Source organism: Vibrio sp. PID17_43, assembly GCF_002608565.1.
In the GTDB taxonomy this organism is placed as follows: Bacteria; Pseudomonadota; Gammaproteobacteria; order Enterobacterales; family Vibrionaceae; genus Vibrio.
On the sequence record NZ_LIXM01000016.1, the window covers coordinates 34,673 to 59,477 of the forward strand.

At 45.8% G+C, this 24,805-nt stretch carries 24 protein-coding genes and 1 riboswitch; of the genes, 11 read left to right on the forward strand and 13 right to left on the reverse strand.

Features of this window, described 5'->3' with window-relative positions:
* Positions 1 to 183: 183 nt before the first annotated feature.
* The 6 genes from lptD to apaH all read left to right on the forward strand — a co-directional run bounded on the left by lptD (position 184) and on the right by apaH (position 6,942).
* Positions 184 to 2,538, forward strand: a complete 2,355-nt coding sequence (gene lptD / locus AK965_RS12485) for an LPS assembly protein LptD (RefSeq protein WP_099079933.1) — start codon at positions 184 to 186, stop codon at positions 2,536 to 2,538.
* A 62-nt stretch (positions 2,539 to 2,600) separates the two neighbouring features.
* The gene (surA, locus tag AK965_RS12490; protein ID WP_099079934.1) at positions 2,601 to 3,884 is read left to right on the forward strand and encodes a peptidylprolyl isomerase SurA; all 1,284 of its coding nucleotides are present in this window, start codon (positions 2,601 to 2,603) and stop codon (positions 3,882 to 3,884) included.
* Positions 3,874 to 4,872 (forward strand): 4-hydroxythreonine-4-phosphate dehydrogenase PdxA, encoded by a 999-nt coding sequence (pdxA, locus tag AK965_RS12495; protein WP_099079935.1) that lies wholly within the window; start codon positions 3,874 to 3,876, stop codon positions 4,870 to 4,872. Before surA ends, pdxA begins: the two co-directional genes overlap by 11 nt.
* Positions 4,869 to 5,678 carry a 16S rRNA (adenine(1518)-N(6)/adenine(1519)-N(6))-dimethyltransferase RsmA gene (gene rsmA / locus AK965_RS12500; RefSeq protein ID WP_099079936.1) on the forward strand — a complete coding sequence of 270 codons (810 nt, stop codon included), beginning with the start codon at positions 4,869 to 4,871 and terminating at the stop codon, positions 5,676 to 5,678. Before pdxA ends, rsmA begins: the two co-directional genes overlap by 4 nt.
* A 65-nt stretch (positions 5,679 to 5,743) precedes the next feature.
* Positions 5,744 to 6,124 carry a Co2+/Mg2+ efflux protein ApaG gene (gene apaG, locus AK965_RS12505; RefSeq protein WP_099079937.1) on the forward strand — a complete coding sequence of 127 codons (381 nt, stop codon included), beginning with the start codon at positions 5,744 to 5,746 and terminating at the stop codon, positions 6,122 to 6,124.
* Positions 6,125 to 6,135: 11 nt separating this feature from the next.
* Positions 6,136 to 6,942, forward strand: coding sequence for a bis(5'-nucleosyl)-tetraphosphatase (symmetrical) ApaH (gene apaH / locus AK965_RS12510; RefSeq protein WP_099079938.1), 807 nt, complete (start codon positions 6,136 to 6,138; stop codon positions 6,940 to 6,942).
* A gap of 67 nt (positions 6,943 to 7,009) precedes the next feature.
* On the opposite strand, the gene folA is transcribed toward apaH, so the two are convergent.
* The 6 genes from folA to rplU form a co-directional block, all read right to left on the reverse strand.
* On the reverse strand, positions 7,010 to 7,489 hold the full coding sequence (gene folA, locus AK965_RS12515; protein ID WP_099079939.1) for a type 3 dihydrofolate reductase: 480 nt from the start codon (positions 7,487 to 7,489) through the stop codon (positions 7,010 to 7,012).
* Positions 7,490 to 7,498: 9 nt separating this feature from the next.
* Entirely contained in the window at positions 7,499 to 7,972 is a 474-nt protein-coding gene (locus AK965_RS12520; RefSeq protein ID WP_172438141.1) for a threonine/serine exporter family protein, read from the reverse strand.
* Positions 7,972 to 8,772, reverse strand: a complete 801-nt coding sequence (locus tag AK965_RS12525; RefSeq protein ID WP_099079941.1) for a threonine/serine exporter family protein — start codon at positions 8,770 to 8,772, stop codon at positions 7,972 to 7,974. The genes AK965_RS12520 and AK965_RS12525 overlap by 1 nt, the downstream gene beginning before the upstream one ends.
* Positions 8,773 to 8,896: 124 nt before the next feature.
* Positions 8,897 to 10,072 carry an Obg family GTPase CgtA gene (cgtA, locus tag AK965_RS12530; RefSeq protein WP_099079942.1) on the reverse strand — a complete coding sequence of 392 codons (1,176 nt, stop codon included), beginning with the start codon at positions 10,070 to 10,072 and terminating at the stop codon, positions 8,897 to 8,899.
* Positions 10,073 to 10,286: 214 nt separating this feature from the next.
* Complete coding sequence (rpmA, locus tag AK965_RS12535) at positions 10,287 to 10,544, reverse strand: 50S ribosomal protein L27 (protein WP_005383095.1); 258 nt, start codon at positions 10,542 to 10,544, stop codon at positions 10,287 to 10,289.
* Between the two features lie 20 nt (positions 10,545 to 10,564).
* Positions 10,565 to 10,876, reverse strand: a complete 312-nt coding sequence (rplU, locus tag AK965_RS12540; RefSeq protein WP_000271393.1) for a 50S ribosomal protein L21 — start codon at positions 10,874 to 10,876, stop codon at positions 10,565 to 10,567.
* Between the two features lie 268 nt (positions 10,877 to 11,144).
* Between rplU and ispB the strand changes: the two genes are divergently transcribed.
* Positions 11,145 to 12,116: an octaprenyl diphosphate synthase gene (gene ispB / locus AK965_RS12545; RefSeq protein WP_143699947.1), complete on the forward strand. Its 972-nt coding sequence runs from the start codon at positions 11,145 to 11,147 to the stop codon at positions 12,114 to 12,116.
* Positions 12,117 to 12,214: 98 nt separating this feature from the next.
* On the opposite strand, the gene AK965_RS12550 is transcribed toward ispB, so the two are convergent.
* Positions 12,215 to 12,406: a hypothetical protein gene (locus AK965_RS12550; protein WP_172438142.1), complete on the reverse strand. Its 192-nt coding sequence runs from the start codon at positions 12,404 to 12,406 to the stop codon at positions 12,215 to 12,217.
* A 124-nt stretch (positions 12,407 to 12,530) separates the two neighbouring features.
* Complete coding sequence (gene mdh / locus AK965_RS12555) at positions 12,531 to 13,466, reverse strand: malate dehydrogenase (protein ID WP_099079944.1); 936 nt, start codon at positions 13,464 to 13,466, stop codon at positions 12,531 to 12,533.
* A gap of 358 nt (positions 13,467 to 13,824) precedes the next feature.
* On the opposite strand from mdh, the gene argR reads away from it, so the two are divergent.
* From argR to AK965_RS12580, 4 genes are all read left to right on the forward strand, one after another.
* Positions 13,825 to 14,295, forward strand: coding sequence for a transcriptional regulator ArgR (argR, locus tag AK965_RS12560; protein ID WP_099079945.1), 471 nt, complete (start codon positions 13,825 to 13,827; stop codon positions 14,293 to 14,295).
* A gap of 371 nt (positions 14,296 to 14,666) precedes the next feature.
* Positions 14,667 to 15,632 (forward strand): TAXI family TRAP transporter solute-binding subunit, encoded by a 966-nt coding sequence (locus AK965_RS12570; RefSeq protein ID WP_099079947.1) that lies wholly within the window; start codon positions 14,667 to 14,669, stop codon positions 15,630 to 15,632.
* Between the two features lie 288 nt (positions 15,633 to 15,920).
* Positions 15,921 to 18,500 (forward strand): TRAP transporter permease, encoded by a 2,580-nt coding sequence (locus AK965_RS12575; protein ID WP_099079948.1) that lies wholly within the window; start codon positions 15,921 to 15,923, stop codon positions 18,498 to 18,500.
* Between the two features lie 43 nt (positions 18,501 to 18,543).
* Positions 18,544 to 18,981 carry a universal stress protein gene (locus AK965_RS12580; protein WP_099079949.1) on the forward strand — a complete coding sequence of 146 codons (438 nt, stop codon included), beginning with the start codon at positions 18,544 to 18,546 and terminating at the stop codon, positions 18,979 to 18,981.
* A gap of 74 nt (positions 18,982 to 19,055) precedes the next feature.
* Here the strand turns inward: AK965_RS12580 and thiQ are convergent, their stop codons facing one another.
* From thiQ to mpl, 5 genes are all read right to left on the reverse strand, one after another.
* Positions 19,056 to 19,760, reverse strand: coding sequence for a thiamine ABC transporter ATP-binding protein (gene thiQ, locus AK965_RS12585; protein WP_099079950.1), 705 nt, complete (start codon positions 19,758 to 19,760; stop codon positions 19,056 to 19,058).
* Positions 19,760 to 21,346: a thiamine/thiamine pyrophosphate ABC transporter permease ThiP gene (gene thiP / locus AK965_RS12590; protein WP_099079951.1), complete on the reverse strand. Its 1,587-nt coding sequence runs from the start codon at positions 21,344 to 21,346 to the stop codon at positions 19,760 to 19,762. Before thiP ends, thiQ begins: the two co-directional genes overlap by 1 nt.
* A 14-nt stretch (positions 21,347 to 21,360) precedes the next feature.
* Positions 21,361 to 22,353, reverse strand: a complete 993-nt coding sequence (thiB, locus tag AK965_RS12595) for a thiamine ABC transporter substrate binding subunit (protein WP_099079952.1) — start codon at positions 22,351 to 22,353, stop codon at positions 21,361 to 21,363.
* Positions 22,354 to 22,419: 66 nt separating this feature from the next.
* A riboswitch (TPP riboswitch) is annotated at positions 22,420 to 22,569 on the reverse strand.
* A gap of 32 nt (positions 22,570 to 22,601) precedes the next feature.
* Positions 22,602 to 23,240, reverse strand: a complete 639-nt coding sequence (locus AK965_RS12600) for a flavin prenyltransferase UbiX (protein WP_172438143.1) — start codon at positions 23,238 to 23,240, stop codon at positions 22,602 to 22,604.
* Positions 23,240 to 24,598 carry a UDP-N-acetylmuramate:L-alanyl-gamma-D-glutamyl-meso-diaminopimelate ligase gene (gene mpl / locus AK965_RS12605; protein WP_099079953.1) on the reverse strand — a complete coding sequence of 453 codons (1,359 nt, stop codon included), beginning with the start codon at positions 24,596 to 24,598 and terminating at the stop codon, positions 23,240 to 23,242. The genes AK965_RS12600 and mpl overlap by 1 nt, the downstream gene beginning before the upstream one ends.
* Positions 24,599 to 24,805 lie beyond the last annotated feature (207 nt).

Genomic DNA, 24,805 nt, shown 5'->3' on the forward strand with positions numbered 1-24,805 from the left:
AGTTTTATTTAGGTCAGGCTTTTTCGCCTGCTCACCTTTTGCAGCTATCTTTAACGACATTATGCCACAGTGAACCCACACACTGGGATAAATGCCAACGATAGTTGATTCATTTGGTTATATAGCAAGGGGACAACCAGCCCTATAGCCACGAGTATTAGTGACACAGGAAAGTTCAATTCAATGCAACATTTCTCCCGCACATGTTTAGCAGCCTCTATCAGCACCGCCTTGTTTGTACCCACAATTCAAGCTGAAGTGAATATACAAGATAGTGTGCAGGAAATGCCCACCACAGATCAATGTTTGGTTGAGCCAAGTGGTGAGGAAGACGCACTCAATGAGCCTGTTGTTGTTCAGGCAGACCACCTGCAAGTGATTAACGGTGACAAAGCTCAGTATTCAGGTAACGTAGAAGTCACGCAAGGTCAGAAAAAAATCACCGCAGATAACGTCACACTTCATCAGCAGGACAACGTGGTGGTCGCTGAAGGCAATGTGACCTTTAACGACGGTCAGGTAAAAGCACGCTCTGATCGCGTGACCAACGATATCAATCAAGACACCTTCTCCCTTGAAAACACCGATTATCAATTTCTTTGTCAGCAAGGTCGAGGCACCGCTGCATACATAGCTCGCACAGGTCAGTCGGTTTATGAGTTAGAAGATGGCTCAATTACCTCTTGTCCACAAGGAGACAATTCATGGCGTTTGGTCGCGTCGGGCATTGACGTTGATCAGGACGAAGAAATGGCGACATTGCACCATCCTCGCTTCGAGGTGTTAGATGTGCCAGTCTTCTATGTGCCATATTTGACGATGCCGATTGGTGACACACGTAAAACGGGCTTCCTATTTCCGTCCTTGTCCTATGGTTCAAGTGACGGCCTAGAAGTCGAAGTACCGTTTTATTGGAATATCGCCCCTCAATATGACATGACGTTGACCACGTTATACATGCAACAGCGTGGCACTAAGCTCGATACCGATTTTCGCTACCTCACTGACGGTTGGGGTCGGGGTGAAATCAAAACCGAGTACATGAACCGTGATAAAAAATACCAAGACAAATCTCGCTGGGGATATCAGTTTAAGCACGATGGCATCATCAATAAACATTGGGTGGTCAAAGCCGATTACTCAAAGGTGAGTGATATTGATTACTTCCGTGATTTAAGCTCTGATCTCGGTAACCGTGAAGATGGGCAGTTAATTCAAGAAGGTCAGGTAAAATATCGCACTGATTTTTGGGATGTCTCGCTGACCGCTCGTGACTTCCAAATCCTTCTAGAAGACCAAAACAAGCCTTACCGCTTGATGCCTCAACTCGATTTAAATTATTACACACCGCTGTGGGGGAATTACGTCAACTTTGATGTTAAAAGCCAAGTAAGCCAATTTAGTAGTGACGATACCACTAAACCCGACGCTACTCGTATATTTGTTGCCCCCGGTTTGACCATCCCACTTTCTACGGCCTGGGCTACCTGGACGACAGAAGCTCGATTACTATCAAGATATTACAATCAAGATATCGATGCATTAACCGACGAGACGTTAAAAAGAAGATTGGATAAAAACGTCTCTAGTGTGATTCCAGAGTTTCGCTCTCATACTCAGATATATTTAGAAAGAGATACCAGCTGGATTAAAGGCTATACCCAAACCTTAGAGCCACAACTGCAGTACTTGTATGTGCCGAAAGAAGACCAAAATAACATCTACGATTACGACACAACACGACTACAAATGGATTATTACGGTTTGTTCCGCAGCCGCCGGTACAGTGGTGTCGATTTTATCGCAGCGGCAAATCAGCTAAGCTACGGGGCAAGTACACGTTTCTTCGATGACGATTACAAAGAGCGTCTGAATATCTCATTTGGTCAGATTTATTATTTTAATACTGATGCAAAATTCAATGAGAAAAATCAGAATAATGAATCGAGTACCTCGGCAACCAACTATTCATCTTGGGCAATTGAGACTGATTTTAACTATAACGATTACCTGTTTTACCACGGTGGCATTCAGTACGATATTGACTTGAACTCAATGCAGTTGGCTAACAGCACGTTGGAATACCAGTTCGCAGGTGGCTTTATTCAAGCCAACTATCGATACGTTACTCTCGATTACATTAAAAGTTCTATCGACTTAAAAAACTTGGACTTAATCACCAGAGAAGGCATTTCCCAAGCGGGCTTAGTCGCTGCCTATGACATAGATAGAAATTGGTCAACGAGCGGTCAATATTACTATGACCTCAATGAAAGTAATTCATTGGAATGGCTTGCTAGCCTACGCTATCAATCTGATTGTTGGTACATTGGCTTTACGTACTCTAACCAACTACTCGGTTGGGATAATGCCATTATTGGTGCCGATGGCGCTTCTCCAGAATACGAGAACAACATCAGTGTGAATTTCGGTATTCAAGGCTTTTCAACCAATCAACGCGCAACAACGGCAGCAAAAGAGCTTGATGGCTCTGATAATGCGATCAAGTACGGTCGCCCATTCGATCTGAACAATTAATCGATTTAAGCGTCTTAAAAATAAACCAAGGCGCTTAATCTAAAATACTGACGGAATTTTAAATGAAAATTTGGAAATCAATCCTATTCACTACCCTACTTTCTTGCGGTGCAACAGCAGCACCAGTCGAGCTTGATAAGGTTTCAGTCATTGTTAATGATGGTGTGATCTTACAAAGTGACATCGATACGGCACTAAAAACGCTGCAAGCCAATGCGCGCCAAAGTGGAAAAAGCCTACCTTCAGCAAGCGTCCTAAAAGACCAAGTGGTTGAGAAACTGATCATGGATACGCTGCAAGGCCAAGAAGCAGAACGTATCGGTGTGCGTATTGATGATAACCGCCTAAACCAAGCGATTGCAGAAATTGCCAGTAACAATAACCAGAGCGTAGAACAGCTCGTTGCATCAGTTCGAACAGAGGGCCTAAGCTACCCTGAATTCCGTGAACAAATTCGCAAAGAACTTGCGGCATCAGAAGCTCGCAATGCACTGGTTCGCCGTCGCATTAACATACTTCCAGCGGAAGTCGATACCCTAGCGGATCAACTTGCACAACAGACCAACGCTACCGTTCAGTACAAAATTGGCCACATCCAGCTAAGATTCTCTGATGATCAAGATAAATCCGCAGTCGAAACGGAAGCAAAAGCACTGGTTAAAAATTTAAACCAAGGCGCTGATTTCGCTGAAATGGCTTATGCCTACTCTAAGGGGCCAAAAGCACTTCAAGGTGGTGATTGGGGTTGGATGCGTAAAGAAGAAATGCCAACCATCTTTGCCGATCAAATCAAAATGCAGAATAAGGGCAGCATTATTGGTCCATTTCGCAGTGGTGTAGGCTTCCACATTCTTAAAATTGAGGATGTAAAAGGCCTAGAGACGGTTGCAGTAACGGAAGTCAATGCACGCCACATTCTGATCAAACCAACCGTTATCCTAAGTGATGAGGGCGTGAAAAAACAGTTGAATGAATTTATTCGCCGTATTAAAGCTGGTGAAGCCACATTTGCTCAACTCGCAACACAATACAGCCAGGATCCAGGCTCTGCAGCACAAGATGGCGAACTTGGCTATCAAACGCCCGACCTGTATGTGCCTGAGTTCAAACACCAAGTAGAAACGCTACCTGTTGGCTCTATCAGTGAACCATTCAAAACCGTGCACGGTTGGCACATTGTTGAAGTCCTAGATCGCCGTCAAGTTGACCGAACTGACTCAGCGATGAAGAACAAAGCTTACCGTATTCTATTTAACCGTAAATTTAATGAAGAAGCAGGCGCATGGATGCAAGAGCTACGCGCAAGTGCGTTTGTTGAAATCGTGGATGACAATGATGACAACTAATCCGATTCGCAGAATCGTCGTAACCGCAGGGGAACCTGCGGGCATCGGCCCAGACTTAGTGCTTGCCCTGTCTAAGGAAGACTGGGCACACCAAATTGTCGTCTGTGCCGATAAAAACATGTTGATGGAACGTGCTAATCTGCTTGGCATTGATGTCCAACTATATGATTACCATCCAGAAGAAGCCCCTAAAGCACAAAAAGCGGGGACGCTCATCGTTGACCATATCGAAATGTCGGAAAACGTCGTTTCAGGTCAACTCAATGAAGCCAACGGCCATTACGTATTAAAAACGCTAGAAAGAGCCGCTTTGGGCTGTATGAATGATGAATTTGATGCTATTGTCACCGGTCCTGTACATAAAGGGGTGATCAATCGCTCTGGTGTTGCCTTTAGTGGCCATACTGAGTTCTTCGCAGAGAAGTCCAACACCCCCTTGGTCGTGATGATGTTGGCGACCGAAGGATTGCGCGTCGCGCTTGTCACTACGCATATTCCTTTGGCGTACGTGTCCAAAGCCGTCACACAAGAGCGATTAGAGAAAGTCATCGATATTCTTAATAACGACCTTGTCGAAAAATTTGCCATCTCACGACCAAACATCTATGTTTGCGGGCTAAATCCACATGCGGGAGAAGATGGCTGTTTAGGTCGTGAAGAAATCGAGACCATCACTCCGACATTGGAAAAGATTCGACAAGAAAAAGGCATCAATCTGATCGGTCCACTACCGGCAGATACCATTTTCAATGAAAAGTATTTAAACGATGCTGATGCTGTTTTAGGCATGTACCACGACCAAGTATTGCCGGTATTAAAATACCAAGGCTTTGGTCGTTCAGTAAACATTACTCTTGGTCTACCTTTTATAAGAACCTCGGTAGATCACGGTACTGCATTAGAACTGGCAGGGACAGGTCAAGCGGATACAGGGAGCTTCCGAACAGCGCTCACGCATGCGATAGAATTGGTAGAGAAGAAACAATGAGAAATGATGTCCATTTAGGACACAAAGCGCGTAAACGTTTTGGTCAAAACTTCCTGAACGATCCATACATTATTGATGGCATCGTATCGGCAATTAACCCAAGACCAGGGCAAAATCTGGTTGAGATCGGTCCTGGTCTAGGCGCAATTACTGAACCAGTCGGCCGTGAAGTCGACAAATTCACGGTTATTGAATTAGACCGCGATCTAGCCGAGCGTCTACGCAACCATCCTGAGCTGGCAGACAAACTGACCATTCATGAAGGCGATGCGATGCGCTTTGACTTCACACAGTTAGTGAAGCCGAACAACAAGCTACGTATCTTCGGTAACTTGCCGTACAACATCTCTACTCCATTGATGTTCCATCTTTTTGAGTTCCATAAAGACATTCAAGACATGCACTTTATGCTTCAAAAAGAAGTGGTTAACCGTTTAGCAGCGGGTCCTGGCAGCAAAGCATATGGTCGTCTGACTGTGATGGCGCAATACTACTGCAAAGTGGTTCCGGTATTAGAAGTGCCGCCAGAGTCCTTCGTTCCGCCACCAAAAGTAGATTCAGCGGTCGTACGCTTGGTGCCTTACGAGGAGCTGCCACACCCAGCAAAAGATTTACGCTTGTTAGAGCGCGTGTGTCGTGAAGGTTTTAACCAACGCCGTAAAACCGTACGCAACTGCTACAAATCTCTACTAAGCACAGAAACACTGGAAGAACTAGGCATCAATCCTAGTATGCGTCCAGAAAACCTGACGCTACAACAATTCGTCGCCATGGCGAACTGGCTTGCGGATAACCCACAGCACTAATCACTCAAACGATAAGCCAAGCCCTAGCCGGTTTGGCTTATTATTATGCTTATCAAGGAGTGCACATGGACGTCATTCAACCTTGCATAAAGATTCAAGTTCACACCAAATACATTGAAGAGCAGTCCAGCCCCGAGCTACAGCGCTTCGTATTTTCCTACATCATCACCATCAAAAATCTCAGCCAGCAAACGGTGCAATTAGTGAGCCGCCGTTGGTTAATCACCAACGCCGATGGCAAACAGATGACAGTAGAAGGCGAAGGTGTGGTGGGCCAACAACCATTTATCGATGGTAGCGATGAGTACACTTACAGCAGCGGCACCGCACTAGAAACACCGGTTGGCGTAATGCAAGGACACTACGTGATGCTAGATGAAAAAGGACAAGAGTTTCTCGTTGACGTTGAGCCATTCCGTCTTGCTGTTCCCAATGTCCTAAATTAATCGGAGATTCAGTGGCTACCTATATCGTTGGTGATATCCAAGGCTGTTTTGATGAACTACAACAGCTACTAAAACGTGTCGTTTTTTCTGCGCAAAAAGATCAACTTTGGCTTGCTGGTGACTTAGTCGCCAGAGGGCCTAAATCATTAGAAACACTACGTTTTGTTAAATCGCTTGGCGACAGTGCCAAAGTCGTATTAGGCAATCATGACCTACACTTAATGGCCGTTTCTGTAGGACTAAAAAAAGTTAAAGAGAAAGACAAAACCGCCGCAATTTTCTCGGCGCCAGACAAAGATGAACTGCTCACTTGGCTTAGCCAACAACCATTACTTGCTGAACATGATGAGTTTGTCATGTGCCATGCTGGCATTTCCCCCCAATGGGATTTAGCCACCGCAAGACAATGCGCTCGTGAAGTGGAGAGCATTATTCGGAGCGAACGGTTGCCATGGTTGCTAGAGAATATGTACAGCAACCAACCTGATCTTTGGGATGACTCCCTACAAGGTTTGGATCGTTATCGCTATACCATCAATGCCTTTACGCGTATGCGTTTTTGCTTTCCTGACAGTCGCTTAGATATGAATTGTAAGCTCCCTCCACAAGAAGTACAGGAAGACGAGTTAGTGCCCTGGTTCAAATTACCACAACGTATTAATCTTGAAAAAACCGTGCTGTTTGGCCACTGGGCTGCATTACAAGGTCATATTAACGAGCAAGTGATTGGTCTTGATACTGGCTGTGTATGGGGGGGATCGCTGACAATGATTCGTTGGGAAGATAAGCAAGTTTTCACACAAGAGGCGCTAGACTAAGCACTCCAGCTCAGGGCCCAAAGTAGCAAAAAGCACCGCATTAACGGTGCTTTTCTCATTGTGCGGATTATTTCTCTAGAATCGTAAAACGCATGTTGTAAGCGTTTTTCTCATCCGCTCTATACACTTCAGAGTACGTTTCTTTGAAATCAGTGCCCCAATCCGGGAACTGAGTATCGCCATCAATTTTGGCTTCAATATGAGTCACATATAGCTTGTTCGCCATCGGTAAGCATGCTGCGTAAATGGCGCCCCCACCAATGATCATGACTTCTTCGACATCACCTGTAACTTCTAGCGCTTGCTCAATCGATGTCACCGTCGTGACGCCTTCTATCAACAGGGATGCATCTCGGCTTATCACAATATTCAAACGACCAGGGAGGGGACGACCGATCGAGTCATAGGTCTTGCGTCCCATCACGACAGGTTTACCCATAGTGCAACGTTTAAACCAGGCAAAATCAGCAGGAAGGTGCCAAGGCATTTGGTTGTCCTTGCCGATAATTCGATTGTCTGCCATTGCGGCAATCATACTGATGATCATATTAGATCCTTATACAATGGGTCTGCGGCGATAGAATAACAGCCCAGGAACCGCTAAGCCAACCGCTAAGCCTGCAATAATAAACATGGCTTTAAGAAAGTTTTCCATACACGTTGCAATAAGCTCAGGTGAGTACCCCAAATGGTTGATCTCCACCATGGCGATCATGGCTTTGTAAGCAAACACGCCCGGCACCATCGGGATCAATGCCGCCACGGTGAACACTTTCGGGTGGGCAAGAAAACGGTGGGACCAGTGAACACCGATCATGCCAACTAACGTCGCAGCAAAAAAAGTGGCCCATTCGATTGGTAAACCGAAGTGCAACATCAAATAACGGCTACCATGACCAATCGCACCACCGACGGCACAATACTTCAGTGCCTTGTGTGGTACGTTAAATACCATGGCAAACCCTACTGCTGGAATGGCAGCAAAAAACATATCGTTGAGCAGACCAAATACAAGTTCAAACCAACTCATTAGCTCATCCACCCCCAAATTCCGGTGACTTCCATCGCCGCAACAATGCCAAGACAAGTCGCTAAAGTTAGCAGACTCGCCATGGTGAATCGAGCAATACCCATGTTGATGTGACCTTTAAGCATATCTGCGACGGAATTAATCAATGGGAAACCAGGAACAAGCATTAAGACAGAAGATGCCATAGCAACGGTTGGCAAATTACCAATATTAAAAATCACCGCTTGAGCAGAAATGAGTGTGGTGACAAAAGCCGTAACAGAAAAATTAAGTAATGGATTGAAGTGGCGATGGCCAATCTCTTGACGAACAATCATACCGCCTGCTGAGGCGAAAAATGTCATGATAAATACGCCCCAATCGCCTCCGGCTAAATGGCTGAATGCAGCACAGGAAAGGCCAATCATAAATACAACTAACCAGCGGTTATAGCGCTCAGGGCTGATAGTGTTGAGCTTTTTCTGCGCCATTTTTACATCAAGCAGGCCGCGCTCTATCATAATGCAAATACGCTGTATCTGCGTGATAACCCGCATATTAATCCCACGGTCCACACACGTTCGAGCAGTAGTGATGCAATGATCATCCATGAGTGTGGTTACGACTAATGCATTTGCTGATAGCGCCACTTCAACTTCATTGACCCCACAAGCGAGACCAATGCGACGCATAATGTCGCTCACCAAGGTACTTTCTGCACCATGGGCTAACAGCATTTGTCCAGCTTGTGCGACAAGTCGTGAAATGCTTCTTTGATTTGCTATTATCAGTTCTTCTGACGACATAACTTCCATTGTCATAAAGACATCTCAATCCTTTTCCCTAAACGGCGTGTTATTGTGCCGTAAATCACATTCCGTAAACATGATTTAGATACAAAAAAAGCCGCAATAAATATTGCGGCTTTAATGAATTTGCTAATGATTAGTCGCGGACGTAAACAACGTGACCGTCGTCTTCTTCGTCGTCCCAGTCATCCCAATCATCATCTTCATCTTCAGTGATCACGTCTTTACCAGCCATTGCATCTTTATGGTAATCATCCCACATGAAGTTCACTTTATCTTCTTCAGCAACTTCTTCCTCTTCACGAGGTAGGTTTTCCATAAACTCAGCTAGCTTGTAGCAAAGCTCTTTAGTCCCGTTACGATTGATCGCCGAGATCTTGTAGAACTCGTCTTCCCAACCTAGCGCATCCAAGATCTCTTGGATCTTTTCATCCGCTTCTTCTTCCGGCATAAGATCCGTTTTGTTGAATACTAGCCAACGAGGTTTGTTTGCTAGCTTCTCACTGTATTGCTCTAGCTCATCAATGATGGTGAGTGCATTCTGGATAGGATCTGACTGATCAATCGGCATGATATCAATCATGTGTAGCAATACACGACAACGCTCTAGGTGTTTCAAGAAACGAATACCTAGGCCAGCGCCATCTGCAGCCCCTTCGATTAGACCAGGGATATCGGCAACCACAAAGCTCTTTTCAGGAACCACACTGACTACGCCCAAGCTTGGGATCAACGTCGTAAATGGATAATCTGCCACTTTTGGTTTTGCTGCTGATACCGCACGGATGAACGTTGATTTACCCGCATTCGGTAAACCAAGCATACCAACATCGGCCAATAGCAGTAGCTCTAGGCGAATTTCACGAATCTCACCTTTTGTACCCAGCGTTCTCTGACGAGGAGCACGGTTTACTGAAGATTTAAAACGTGTATTACCAAGACCGTGCCACCCGCCCTTCGCAACCATCACTTTCTTACCGTGTTCAGCCACTTCTGCAACGATTTCGTTAGTGTGGATATCAACAGCGCGAGTACCAACCGGAACACGCAGCGTAATATCTTTACCACGTTTACCTGTACAGTTACCGCCGCGACCATTCTCACCACGCTCTGCTTCATAGAAACGCTGGAAACGGTAATCAATCAGGGTATTTAGGTTTTCATCGGCTTGGATGTATACATCACCGCCGTCACCACCGTCGCCACCATCAGGGCCACCTTTAGTGATGAATTTTTCACGCCAGAAACTAACAACGCCGCTACCGCCGTCACCAGCCTGAACTTTTACTACCGCTTCATCTACGAACTTCATCTTTTACTCCGACTACTTCGTGCGTGGATTAAATCTCATGTGCCATCAATCAAATTCTAGCAGATGACAGATCTAAGCTCCCAAAGATACCGAGCCCATTTGGTTTCGGACGAGAAACTTCGATATGTCGACTGCTACAAATAAAAAACCCCGCCGAATCGGCAGGGCTTTTGAATTCAGCTATCAAGCTTAAATAATTAGCCTAAAGGTCAAATTACTCAGCTTCGATGCTTACAAACTTACGGTTCTTAGGACCTTTAACCTCGAACTTCACTTTACCTTCAGTAAGAGCGAATAGAGTGTGGTCTTTACCGATACCTACGTTGTTACCAGCGTGGAATTTAGTACCACGTTGACGAACGATGATGTTACCTGCAAGAACAGATTCACCACCGAAACGCTTAACACCTAGACGTTTGCTTTCTGAATCGCGGCCGTTACGAGTAGAACCACCAGCTTTTTTGTGTGCCATTGTTAAACTCTCCTAATAGATTAAGCGTTGATACCAGTGATCTTCACTTCAGTGAACCACTGACGGTGACCCTGTTGCTTACGAGAGTGCTTACGACGACGGAACTTAACGATTTTAACTTTATCGCCACGACCGTGTTGTACAACTTCAGCAACAACTTTGCCGCCCTCTACTAGAGGAGCACCAACTTTGATGTCTTCGCCGTTAGCAACAAGAAGAACTTTATCAAATTCTACAGTTGCACCAGTTTCAACGTCTAATTTCTCTAAACGAAGAGTTTGACCTTCGCTTACACGGTGTTGTTTACCACCAGATTGGAAAACAGCGTACATATTTTACTCCGCTTTTTCCGCACAGCCTGCAATCATTATTTGAGCTAGGGTGTGCGCTAAACTAATCATCAATAGGGCGCAGATTCTACAGAAGAGATGCCCCTATGACAAGCCATATTTTGAAAAAATTGGCGAAAAGCTAATCGCCAAAGAAAAGTGCGGCAATCATGCCCTTTAGTAATGTATTAATCAACGTTTTTTAGTGTATTATTCGACAATTATATAATTCGAATAAGCCTTGCAGGGTCTAACTTCAGCCGGATATACGATGGATTTTAAAACTATCCAAGCGCTTACTGCCGATGACATGGCAAAAGTGAATGAAACAATTCAAGCCCAACTCAATTCTGATGTCTCTTTAATCAACCAACTCGGTTTTTATATCGTCAGTGGTGGAGGCAAACGTCTTAGACCGCTTCTGGCAATATTGTCAGCGCGCGCTCTGGGTTACCAAGGTAGCGGCCATACTATGGCTGCTGCATTTATCGAGTTCATCCATACAGCAACTTTGCTGCATGACGATGTGGTCGACGAATCAGAGATGCGTCGTGGAAAAGCGACAGCCAATGCGGCATTTGGTAATGCGGCGAGCGTGCTGGTTGGGGACTTTATCTATACTCGTTCGTTTCAAATGATGACTGAACTAGGATCCATGAAGATCCTCAAGCTCATGAGTGAAGCAGTAAACGTGATCGCAGAAGGTGAGGTTCAACAGTTAATAAACTGTAATGATCCTGACACGACTGAAGATAACTACATGCAAGTCATCTACTCTAAGACTGCACGTTTGTTTGAATCAGCCACACAAATTGGTGCCATCCTAAATAATGCACCAGAAGATGTGGAACTCGCATTACAGAATTACGGCAAATACTTAGGCACTGCATTCCAACTGATCGATGACGTGATGGATTACACGTCGGACGGTGAGGACATGGGTAAAAATGTTGGTGATGATTTGGCTGAAGGTAAACCAACACTTCCTTTGCTTCACGCCATGCGCAACACGACGCCAGAAAACGCCCTGATGATTCGAGAAGCGATTGAGAAAGCCAACGGCATGGAACGTTTAGACGACATCCTTGCGGTCATGGAACAAACGGGCTCGCTTGAATACACGACGCAGAAAGCGTTGGATGAAGCTGATAAAGCCATCGCTGAGCTTACTGTCCTTCCTGAGTCAGATTACAAGCAAGCACTCATCACGCTAGCACACATGGCCGTGAAGCGTACGAGCTAACGCTAAATAAAATAGAAAGATCCTAAAGTAAAAAGGAAGTGCTATGCGCTTCCTTTTTGTTATCTGTCGTATTTATTCGCAATCTAACCGATTAAAAGTCAATAGTATTGCTCACAATTACCATGAAGCTGTGGGTTGTCTTCTATCTCATCAAAACTGACCGCCAATTGCTCCTCAGAGCCTTGCTTAGCCAGTAATACGGTCTCAGATTCTTGATCAACAACCATAATGGTTCCTACACCTTGCTGACACTCCACAACCATACCTTTACGGATTCGACTTGCTTCCATCATCTTCTCCTTCACAACGTTGCTTGGATCTGACTCTGCTACGCAAGTTAAGGCGAAAGGATCAAAAAAGCCGATCCTAAGATCGACTTTCTTCTTTAAATGACCTTCTTTAAATAAAAAAGGCTTATTTAGCGAATTCAACACCAATGTTAATATCACTGTTTAGCGTTTCAAGCATGCCATCAAGCGCAGACTTCTCGTAGTCGCTCAATGCACCATAGCTTAGTACTTCTTCTACACCGTCTTTACCTAGCTTCACAGGCTGCGCGAAGTAAGGAGCGTGTTCACTACCGCCTTCCACGTATGCACACTCTACCACACCTTCTTCACCTTGCAGTGCACGTACAAGCGCTAGACCGAAGCGACATGCCGCTTGACCCATAGACAGAGTCGCACTACCACCACCCGCTTTTGCTTCTACTACTTCTGTACCCGCATTTTGGATACGCTTGGTGAGTGCTTCTACTTCTTCAGCGGTAAACTCCACACCTTCAACTTGAGAAAGTAGAGGAAGAATGGTTACGCCAGAGTGGCCACCGATAACAGGAACGCGAACGTCACCAGGATCTTTATCTTTTAGCTCAGCCACGAATGTTTCTGAACGGATTACGTCTAGTGTTGTTACACCAAACAACTTGCGCTTGTCGTAAACACCGGCTTTCTTTAGAACTTCAGCCGCGATTGGTACCGTCGTGTTCACTGGGTTAGTGATGATACCTACGCATGCTTTTGGACACACAACTGCGATCTTCTCCGCTAGCGACTTTACGATGCCAGCGTTTACGTTAAATAGATCCGCACGATCCATACCAGGCTTACGAGCAACACCAGCAGAGATGAGTACTACGTCCGCACCTTCAAGTGCAGGAGTAGGATCTTCCCCAGCGTAACCTTTGATAGATACTGGCGTTGGGATGTGGCTAAGATCAGCGGCCACACCAGGAGTTACTGGAGCAATATCGTATAGGGCTAAATCAGAACCAGCAGGAAGGCGGTTCTTAAGCAGAAGGGCTAGGGCTTGACCAATGCCGCCAGCGGCACCAATTACGGCTACTTTCATGTAGTTCTCCTTGAGAGTATTTCTCTTATAAACGTATTCGTAGGGTGTTTTGTAACCAACTAGCGTCAAATTATCTGAATCACAACTTGATTACAATCAATTAACGCCAGCTTTGCGACCTCGCGCAACTCACTACTGGCGTGCTACAAATAAAGGCTTGATTATTCTTTTATTCTGTAGAAAAAACAACAGTGACCTCAAAGTTCTCGTTGTTGCACCAGCAATTTAAGGTATTTCATCCTATATAAAGTTTACAGTGATGACATTAACATAATACTGTGACTTTTTTGGTACTAGATGAATATCTATGCGAGAATATGCAAAATCGCTGTTTCAAAAAAAGAGAATCATAACGACTATGCGCAATTCAGAGAAACAAGATAACTTAGTTCGCGCTTTTAAAGCCTTATTAAAAGAAGAGAGCTTTGGTTCACAGGGTGAGATCGTAGATGCATTAAAGCAGCAAGGTTTTGAAAGCATCAACCAATCCAAAGTGTCTCGCATGCTAACCAAATTCGGTGCAGTGCGAACTCGCAATGCGAAAATGGAGATGGTCTACTGCCTACCCGCCGAATTGGGCGTACCGACGGTAAGTAGCTCGCTACGCGAGTTGGTTTTAGACGTCGACCACAATGCAGCATTAGTTGTTATTCACACCGGTCCTGGCGCGGCGCAGTTGATTGCTCGCTTGCTTGACTCTCTCGGTAAATCAGAAGGCATTCTTGGCGTTGTTGCTGGCGATGACACAATCTTCATCACACCAACAAAAACTGTTTCGACAGAGCAATTGTTTGAGTCTGTATGCGAACTTTTTGAGTACGCCGGTTAACTAACGCTAGGGCTATGAAATAAATAGCATTTTATAGTCCTGGCACTATGTTAATGTTCTGATTCCTCCCTGCCCCTAAAAATGCGACACCGATCACACTGTTGATTTTTTTGCTACCCTCCTCCAATTTTTCATAAGCAATTGTTATAAAAGAAATTACACACTAGTAACAGGCCCTCTTTACTCTCATTCACATTAGGTTAATTCGCTATAAGCTTTAACAATAAGATAATTTTCTGCTTTTTTTTTGTTATTATTCGTTCACTTTTTCAAACTATTAAGTCGAAAAGGTTGCCGTTTCCCAGCAGGAAACTCCAGAAATCATTCGTGGTTATTTCTGGGTTAATAATGAATATAAGGAAGTGAAATTGATGGCATTTAACAAACTTCTCAAAGTTGGCGCTATTGCCGCAGCAGTAATGGGCGCTGGCGCAGTTAACGCTCAAGAGTTTATTACAATCGGTACGGGCTCTGTAACCGGTGTTTACTACCCTACCGGCGGTGCTATTTGTAAACTGGTAAACAAAGGTCGTAAAGACCACAATATTCGCTGTTCAGTAGAATCAACTGGTGGGTCTATTTACAACGTAAACACGATTCGTGCTAACGAATTAGACTTTGGTATCGTGCAATCGGATTGGCAATACCACGGTTACAACGGTACGAGTAAGTTTGCAGAACAAGGCCCTTACAAAAAGCTACGCGCCATGTTCTCTCTTCATACAGAACCTTTTAACATCATCGCGCGTGCTGATTCTGGCATCGAAAATGTTCAAGACCTAAAAGGTAAGCGTGTCAACATTGGTAACCCAGGCTCTGGCGACCGAGCGACTATGGGCGTGGTAATGGATGCAATGGGCTGGACAAATGACAGCTTCAAGCTTGCATCAGAGCTAAAAGGTTCTGAGCGCTCTCAAGCACTTTGTGACAACAAGATCGACGCATTCATCTATATGGTTGGTCACCCAAATGGTTCCATCAAAGAAGCGACGACCTCTTGTGATGCGAAACTTGTTTCCGCAAGCGGTGAAAAGATCGATGAGATCGTTTCAGGCAATCCATACTACGCATTCAGCACAGTACCTGCTGGCATGTACCGCGGTACAGAAGGCGATGTAAACAGCTTTGGTGTTGCAGCAACAATGGTCACGACCTCTGATGTTTCAGATGAAGTCGCATACAACGTTGCAAAAGCGGTATTCGAGAACTTCAGCACCTTCAAACGCCTACACCCTGCATTTGCTAGCCTGAAGAAAGAGGACATGGTGAAAGCGGGTCTTTCTATTCCTCTTCACCCAGGAGCTGAAAAATACTACAAAGAAGTAGGCCTACTCTAATAAGTAGCTACTGACTCCAACATTCAGGCAGAAAAAGATGGGGTTCTGCCTGAATGAGTGTGCTGGTAGAGTTCGTTCGACCAGCATTCTAAATCGCTCCTCCCTCGACGGAGCACACTCACATACCTAAGAAAACCGCTTACTAGCCACCGTTTAAAAAACGATTGCATTGGCTCAAGTAGCAAAACACTCGAAAGCAAACTTCACTCTATTCACTACACTGATAGAGGCGAAGCGGGGTTCTCGAAACAAAGAACTGACATGACCATCAATAATAAGGAAAAGTACATGTCGACGAATAATACTCCGTCACAAGATGTGCAAGAAATGGTGGCTCAGGCAGACACAGGTGCTCGCAGCCCATCGGGTTTGCAGGGACAAATTTTATGGTTTGTTCCACTGTGTTGGTCACTATTTCAATTATGGTATGCCTCTCCGCTGCCATTTATTTTTAATTTTGGCGTACTAAACGATACTGAAGCGCGTGCAATTCATCTTACTTTTGCCACTTTTCTTGCTTTCACAGCTTACCCGGCAATGAAAAATTCACCGCGCGACCATATTCCACTCATCGACTGGATTCTTGCATTAGCAGGCAGCTTTGCTGCGGCTTACATTTATATTTTCTACACTGAGTTGGCAGGGCGCTCTGGCGCACCAACAACGGTTGACATCGTTGTCTCAGTAACAGGTATGGCATTGTTACTTGAAGCAACTCGTCGCGCTCTAGGACCACCATTGATGGTCGTTGCTGCGGTATTTCTGACTTACACCTTTGCCGGCCCATACATGCCAGATGTGATTGCCCATAAAGGCGCAAGCTTAAACAAAGCGATGTCGCACCTCTGGCTAACCACAGAAGGTGTATTCGGCGTTGCACTGGGTGTCTCAACCTCTTTCGTGTTCTTGTTCGTCCTGTTTGGTGCCATGCTAGAACGAGCTGGCGCAGGCGCTTACTTCATTAAAGTCGCCTTCTCGCTGCTTGGTCACATGAAAGGCGGTCCGGCAAAAGCGGCCGTTGTCGCATCCGGTCTATCTGGTCTGGTTTCTGGCTCTTCCATCGCCAACGTAGTAACAACCGGTACCTTTACCATTCCACTGATGAAGCGTGTCGGCTTCCCGGGGACAAAAGCAGGTGCGGTAGAAGTCGCAGCGTCAACTAATGGCCAGTTAACCCCACCAATCATGGGTGCCGCGGCATTCCTAATGGTGGAATACGTAGGTATCTCTTACGTTGAAGTAATTAAAGCCGCCCTACTTCCAGCGCTTATCTCTTACATCGCATTGATTTACATCGTTCACCTTGAAGCGTGTAAAGCAGGTATGACTGGCCTTCCTCGCCGTCATAACCCAACCATGCTACAGAGCTTACTGTCATTTACTGGCACCATTTTGGGCTTGAGTGTGATCAGCGCTCTGGTTTACTACGGTATCGGTTGGACCAAAGACGTATTCGGTGATGCAGCAACGCCTATCGTAACCGTTGCTCTGCTGATTGCTTATGTTGGCTTGGTGAAGATTTCCGCGAACCACATCAAAGACGGTGCGATTGAAATTGATGCCGAGCTAACAGAAGTGCCAGATCCGGGTCCTACTATTAAGTCAGGTCTACACTACCTACTGCCTATCGTAGTATTGGTTTGGTGTTTGACGGTAGAACGTTTTTCACCAGGTCTATCCGCATTCTGGGCTACGGTATTCATGATCTTCATTTTGCTCACTCAACGCCCGTTGATGGTGGTGCTATCAAAACAAGGTGATTTAGTTGAGCAAACCAAAGATGGTTTTGTCGATCTCGCACAAAGTTTGGTTTCCGGTGCACGCAATATGATCGGAATCGGCGTGGCGACTGCGGCAGCTGGTACCGTTGTTGGCGTAGTAACCTTAACTGGTATCGGCTTAGTCATGACCGATTTTGTCGAGTTTATTTCCGGTGGTAACTTAATTCTGATGCTGCTATTTACCGCCGTGATCAGCTTAATTCTTGGTATGGGTCTGCCTACAACAGCAAACTACATTGTTGTTTCTACTTTAATGGCACCAGTGATCGTTACCCTCGGTGCGGCGCATGGTCTTATCATCCCACTGATTGCAGTGCACTTGTTCGTGTTCTACTTCGGTATCCTTGCCGACGATACTCCGCCAGTGGGTTTGGCAGCATTTGCAGCCGCGGCGATAGCGAAATCCGACCCGATTCGAACTGGTATTCAAGGTTTTACCTACGATATCCGAACCGCAATTCTGCCGTTCATGTTTGTCTTTAACACACAACTGCTGCTAATGGGCATTGATACTTGGTGGCACTTAGCGCTGACGGTGATCTCTTCCATTATCGCGATGTTGATTTTCTCTGCGGCAACGCAAGGTTGGTGGCTGACAAAAAACAAATGGTGGGAAACCATTCTATTATTAGTACTGACTTTCTCATTTCTGCGTCCTGGTTTTTGGTGGGACATGCTCTATCCAGCGAAAGTTCTTTCACCTGGTGTTGAGATAACTCAAGTCACACAGGGCCTGAATGTAGGAGAATCCATTGAGTTACGTGTTGCTGGACAAAACTTAGAAGGCGATAACATTGAGAAAACCGTTCGCCTGCCATTTGATGATAAAGCAACCACCGCTGAAGAACGCATTGCTTCAATGGGACTGATGCTGACAGAGAGCGACGGGAAAATGATCGTAGATATGGTCGAATTTGGTAGCCCTGCTGAATCATCAGGTATCGATTTCGATTGGGAGATCAAATCGGTCATTCAAAATGCGGATCGCCCAATGAAAGAGTGGGTATTTGTACCGTGTTTGTTGCTCTTACTGGTACTTGCTATGAACCAGAAACATCGTGCTCGTAAGGAACAACTGAGCGCATAACTGATTTGGCCCCGAGGCAAGGGGCCGTGATGAGAGACATTGAATGTACAAACAAATTCTTGTTCCTGTTGATCTCAACGACCAAGGCTTTTCTGACCGTGCGGTTGAGTTAGCCGTTTGGCAAGCAAAACAAGCCAATGCAGAAGTTCACCTTCTAACCGTCGTACCCGGTATCCACATGTCGATGGTCGCAAGCTACTTTCCGAAAGATGCGGCTGCGGAAATGAAGCAAGATGTGAAGCAACAGCTAAAAGCGTTTGCTGACCAACACATTGACGATGAGGTGATTTACAAAGTACACGTTGCAGAAGGGAAACCTTACGCAACCATTCTCGACTACGCTGAGCGTTTAGGTGCTGACCTTATCATTATGCCAAGCCACAAGCGCTCTAAAATCAACAAAGTGATGCTTGGTTCGGTCGCGAGCAAAGTCGTTGAATACTCACCAATCAACGTCATGGTTGTGAAGCCTCAAGGCTAGCGTGAGCCATTCAAACCTTAAAACAAAAGGTTGATGCTTGCATCAACCTTTTTTATCCGTCCTTATCATAGTGTTTATCCTGCCGCTCGAACAAAAATGCTCAACGCATCACTGCCATGTTGTGCATTTAACTCAGCAATCTCACCAGATGCTTCTACCTGACCACTAGCAACAAAAGCAAAATGACTGGCAATGGCTCTTGCATCACTTAGGTGGTGCGTCACCATCAAGACAGTAATGCCACGCTCAGTAGCAAGCTGCTTAACCAATGTTAGCATCTCCTCACGCAGCACAGGGTCTAACGCAGAAAAAGGCTCATCAAGAAGCCACATCGAATGCGGCTGAACAAAACAGCGCGCCAGTGCCACACGCTGACGCTGACCGCCAGAAAGGTGCTCTGGCAATCGGTCAAGATACTCTGCTACACCAACTTGCTTTGCGGCTTGCTCCACAAGAAGCTTTTGGTCTACCGTGAGCTTTAATCCCGGATGCAGACCTAAACCAATGTTGTCTCTTACTGACAGATGAGCGAATAGATTGTGTTCTTGGAGCAACATAGAGAACGGACGCTGGTACGGTTCTTTGCGTACGATGGACTCACCATCAACCAAAATATCGCCTTGGTCTGGATTGATGAACCCAGCCAACAGTGCAAGTAACGTTGATTTACCCGCCCCACTCGGTCCCATCAGTGACACGATTTGTCCACGTTGAATTTCTAGCTCAAAGCAAAACAGATCACGTTGATAGGTATACTGCACATCATCCAATACTAACATTACGCTCTCCCCTTCGTTTTCAACACTTTTTCAATCACGGCGAAACAGCCCACACTGAGCAATAACAACGTGACTGAGACCACCGCTGCCGCCTCCATTTGATAACTGCCTAACAATTGGAATAGATACAACGGCAAGGTTCTAAATTCTTGTCCACCAAACAAAGCAATCGCGCTTAAGTCGCCAATCGCAAACATAAAGCTGATTGCAAACGCATGAGCAAATGGCTTGCGTAATGCTTGCCACTCCACCACTTTAAAACGTTGCCAACCACGCATGCCTAGGCTGGCACAAACGTACTGGTATTGCTGCTCAATGTGTAACATCGGTTGAGACAAGGTTTTAATCACATACGGCAGTGCCATTAAACCATTCACCAGAATAACCACAAAAAATGCTAAGCTGAATACATCGGTAAATGAGCGTAGCAATAGAAATAATCCAGTACTAATAACTAATCCAGGCGTCACCAAGATGATGATGCCAATTAGTTCAATTTGATCGGCGCGGCTGTTCTTGTATTGCAAACGCCAACGTCGGCTAGTAAGCAAAATTGACACGCCAGCAGCAACAGCCAGAGAGCTCGCTAACACGGCAACTTTGAGTGAATTCCACAATGCAGACCAAAAGCGTTCATCACTCAATACCGACCAAACTTGTTGGTTGATACCACTGAATACGACCATCACAAGCGGCGGTATGACAAGTAAAAAGGCAGCCATGATCCAAAAGCAATCCCAAGCTTTTGACCATCCATGATCCTTCGTTAAATATTGCTGTACTGATATGCTTCCAGCGCTTACCGAGACTGGCTTCGTCAACTTCTGTACGCCAATCGCGAGTAAGCCACATAACAACATTTGCCACAGCGCCAACAGCGCCCCAGCTTGCAAATCAAAGTCGAACTTAATCGCTTGGTAAATGGCAAGTTCAATCGTCGTTGACTTCGGTCCGCCGCCTAATGCCATCACGGTGGCAAAGCTGGTAAAACACAGCATAAACACCAAGCCACTCACATGAGCTAACTGTTGCCTTAGACGTGGCCATTCCACCCAGCGGAATTTGTCCCAATGAGTCATACCAAGGTGTGCACACAGTTTATGTTGCTCTGAAGGAATGGATTCCAATGCCTGCAAAAGTAGGCGCGCCGCATAAGGCATATTGAAGAACACATGCGCAAGCAAAATACCGTTCAGTCCATAGATGGAAAACGGTAGATCAGCATCAAGGCTTTGTAGTCCTTTTACAATCAGGCCACTATTGCCGTAAATCGCCAGCAAACCAAATACACCCACCAAAACTGGCAGAACCAAGGTGGAAGCAAACAATTTTAACAGTAGAAACTTACCAAAGAACTCACGACGAGAAAGTGCGTGAGCGACGGGAATGGCAAAGCCGACGCTCAACACGGTAGAGAGAAATGCTTGGTAAAAGCTGAACTTGGTGACATGTTGGTAGTAAGGATCACTCCAAACCATCGACACATCAAGAGAAGGCGCTTGAATAATCAAAGCACCTAGGGCAGAAATAACAAAGGCCGTGATAATCATCGCGACCCCTAAACCTATTTTCGGTACAGAATTCAAAAGTAGAACCTATATTAAAACGTCAATGCGCTTTGCCACTCACGAATCCAGGACTTACGCTTTTTTGCAACTTCATCAGCACTAAAGCTCAGTGACTTGTTTGGTACGCTGAGCGTTGCAAAACCTTTTGGCAGCTCAACATCAGTCACTGGGTACATCCAGTTGCCCGTTGGCATTGCCGATTGGAATTCATCACTCAAAATGAAGTTCATGAACTGATCGGCTAGCTCAGAATTCTGTGAGCTTTTTACCTTGGCCGCCACTTCCACTTGCATGTAGTGACCTTCAGCAAAGTTGGCACTTGCGTACTTAGCATCGTCTTCCGCAATCAAATGGTAGGCGGGAGAAGTCGTATACGACAGCACAAGATCAGACTCACCATTCAAGAACATGGAGTACGCCTCGGACCAACCTTTGGTAACGGTAACGGTTTTACTCGCTAGCAGCTTCCACGCTTGGGTGGCGTCATCGCCATAGATAGACTTCATCCACAACATCAAGCCTTGGCCCGGCGTCGAAGTGCGAGGATCTTGGTAAATGACTTTCAGATCATCACGCTCTTCCAACAACTCCTGCATGCTCTTTGGCGGATTTGCTAACTTATCTTTGTTGTACACAAAAGCAAAGTAGCCGTAATCATAAGGTACGAAGGTTTTATCCTGCCAACCGTTAGGCAGCGTGGTTTTAGAAGTATCAACGTTATGCTCAGTCAGCAGGCCAGTCTTTTTTGCTTCCGCCATTAGGTTATTATCCAAACCTAACACGATATCCGCTTTGCTGTTGCTTCCCTCCAAACGAAGGCGGTTAAGAATGGAAACACCATCGTCCAGTGCAACGAAATTAACATCGCATCCGCATTTGGCTTCAAATGCCTTTTCGACGTTAGGACCAGGTCCCCAATCGGCAGCGAAAGAGTCGTACGTATAGACAGTTAGGGTGTTTTCAGCGGCAAACGCTGAAGTTGAAGTGATGGCTGCAAGGGCAATCAGACTAAGAGTGGTTTTCACGGCTCGCTCTCCATTTGCATGTCGAAAAGTTGAGCGGCACAGGGTTGAGGCAGGTATTTAGGACTTCCAATATCCAGGCTCAATTCCTACGCCAGCATTATCTGGTTCAGGTAATACGGGTCCCTTCCTGCTCAACAACGTTCAGCGATTAGGTCTCAGCGCCCAAGTGCATTGATGAGTTCAATGCCAAATGAGTTTGCTCCCCGATGAGTTGGATGGATTGTAAAGGTCTTTGATTGATTACACAATCAACGTTGGTCATAACCCCAACGTGGCACTAAACCTTGTTCAATACCTAAGTGATCAAGAATTCTCGCTACCATAAAATCAACCAAGTCTTCAATGCTCTTCGGTTGATGGTAGAAGCCCGGCGCAGCAGGCATGATGGTCACGCCCATCTGCGATAGCTTGTGCATGTTCTCTAGATGTAGGGTTGAGAATGGCGTTTCACGCACCACAAGCAGCAACTGTCCACGTTCTTTCATCACCACATCCGCGGCACGTTCGATCAGGTTATCCGACATACCGTGTGCGATCGCCGCGACGCTACCCGCTGAACATGGGCACACCACCATTTGTTTCGGCGCTGCGGAGCCTGATGCCACTGGTGAGAACCAATCATCTTTACCACAAATCGTTAAATTATCTGGGTTGCAGTTGAGGTGTTCTACTAATGCCTTTTGTGCCGCTTCAGGGCCGCTTGGTAGTTTCAAATCATGCTCAGTCGCCATCACCACACGAGCTGCAGAAGAGATCAACACATACACGTGGTAATCCGCTGCAACAAGACACTCGAGAAGGCGAAGGCCATACGGGGCACCAGAAGCGCCCGTTAATGCTAATGTGATGGCTTTTTTAGGGGTTACTTTTTGCTGCATAAATGTCATTAAGCTTTTTGTTTCAGTTGTTCTAGAAGCTTGCCGTGGATGCCACCAAAGCCACCATTGCTCATCACAAGAATTTGGTCACCCGGTTGTGCTCGTTCGACGATTTTCGCGACAAAGCTATCCATCTCTGTACCGACAAACGCAGATTGTTGACACTGGTCAGCAATGTCTTGTACCGACCAACCAATGTCATCCGGTTGGAATAGGAACACTTCATCTGCGCTGTGCAATGACGCCGCGAGTGTATTCTTGTGAACACCGCGCTTCATGGTCGCAGAGCGAGGCTCCAGTACGGCAAGAATACGCTGTTCGCCTACCTTGTTCCGTAAACCGCCCAGCGTCAGTTCAATCGCTGTTGGGTGATGAGCAAAATCATCGTAAACCGTCACGTCCTGCTCTTCACCTTTTAGCTCCAAACGACGTTTCGTATTGATAAAGCGACCAAGCGCCTGACAAGCAAGCTCAGGAGTAACACCAACATGACGCGCAGCAGCAATCGCCATTAATGCGTTATCTACGTTGTGGTCACCAACGAGGTCCCAATCCACGACGCCTACTTTCTCGCCTTGCAGTGACACTTCAAATTTAGAACCATCGACAACCAATTTGTGTGCTTGCCAATCACCATCGACACCAGAGAACTGCTTTTCTGTCCAACAACCGCGCTCGATCACCTCTTGCAGAGACGGATCTTGCTTTGGCGCCAAGATCAAACCGTTACCCGGAACAGTACGCACCAAATGATGGAATTGACGCTTAATCGCCTCTAGATCGTCGAAGATGTCTGCATGATCGAATTCAAGGTTATTCATGATCAGCGTGCGTGGGTGATAATGAACAAACTTAGATCGTTTATCGAAAAAAGCACTGTCATATTCATCCGCTTCGACAACGAAGAACATGCTTTCACCCAAGCGAGCCGACACGCCAAAGTTACCTAGCACACCACCAACAAGGAAGCCCGGTTGGTAACCGCAATCTTCTAGGATCCAAGCCAACATGCTTGAAGTGGTGGTTTTACCATGGGTACCCGATACCGCCAGAACCCAACGATCGTGCAATAGAAACTCTTGCAACCACTGTGGACCCGAAGTGTAACGAATATTGGTGTTGAGTACATGCTCAACACATGGGTTACCACGGCTCATCGCGTTGCCTATCACCACGAGATCGGGTTGAGGGTCAAGTTGAGAAGGGTCAAATCCTTCAATTATTTCAATACCTTGAGACTCTAGCAGGGTACTCATTGGTGGATAAACATTGGCATCCGAACCCGTCACTTTATGACCTAGCTGACGCGCTAAAATTGCCGCGCCGCCCATAAACGTGCCGCAGATACCCAAGATATGAATGTGCATAAACGTAACCTTGTAATGCGTTTTTTAATTCTTTCATTATCGTGATAACTGTAAGAAAAGCGAGTGTCTTTCACCTTCTTCTTGCAGTCCCTTTCACAAATCTGACAAGGCTGGATACAGACTGTACTGTCAGCGAACTCTGAGATGAAAGCTAGGGTAGCTCTACAAATAAATTGAGATCTCAAACCGTTACTTCATTACCATTAA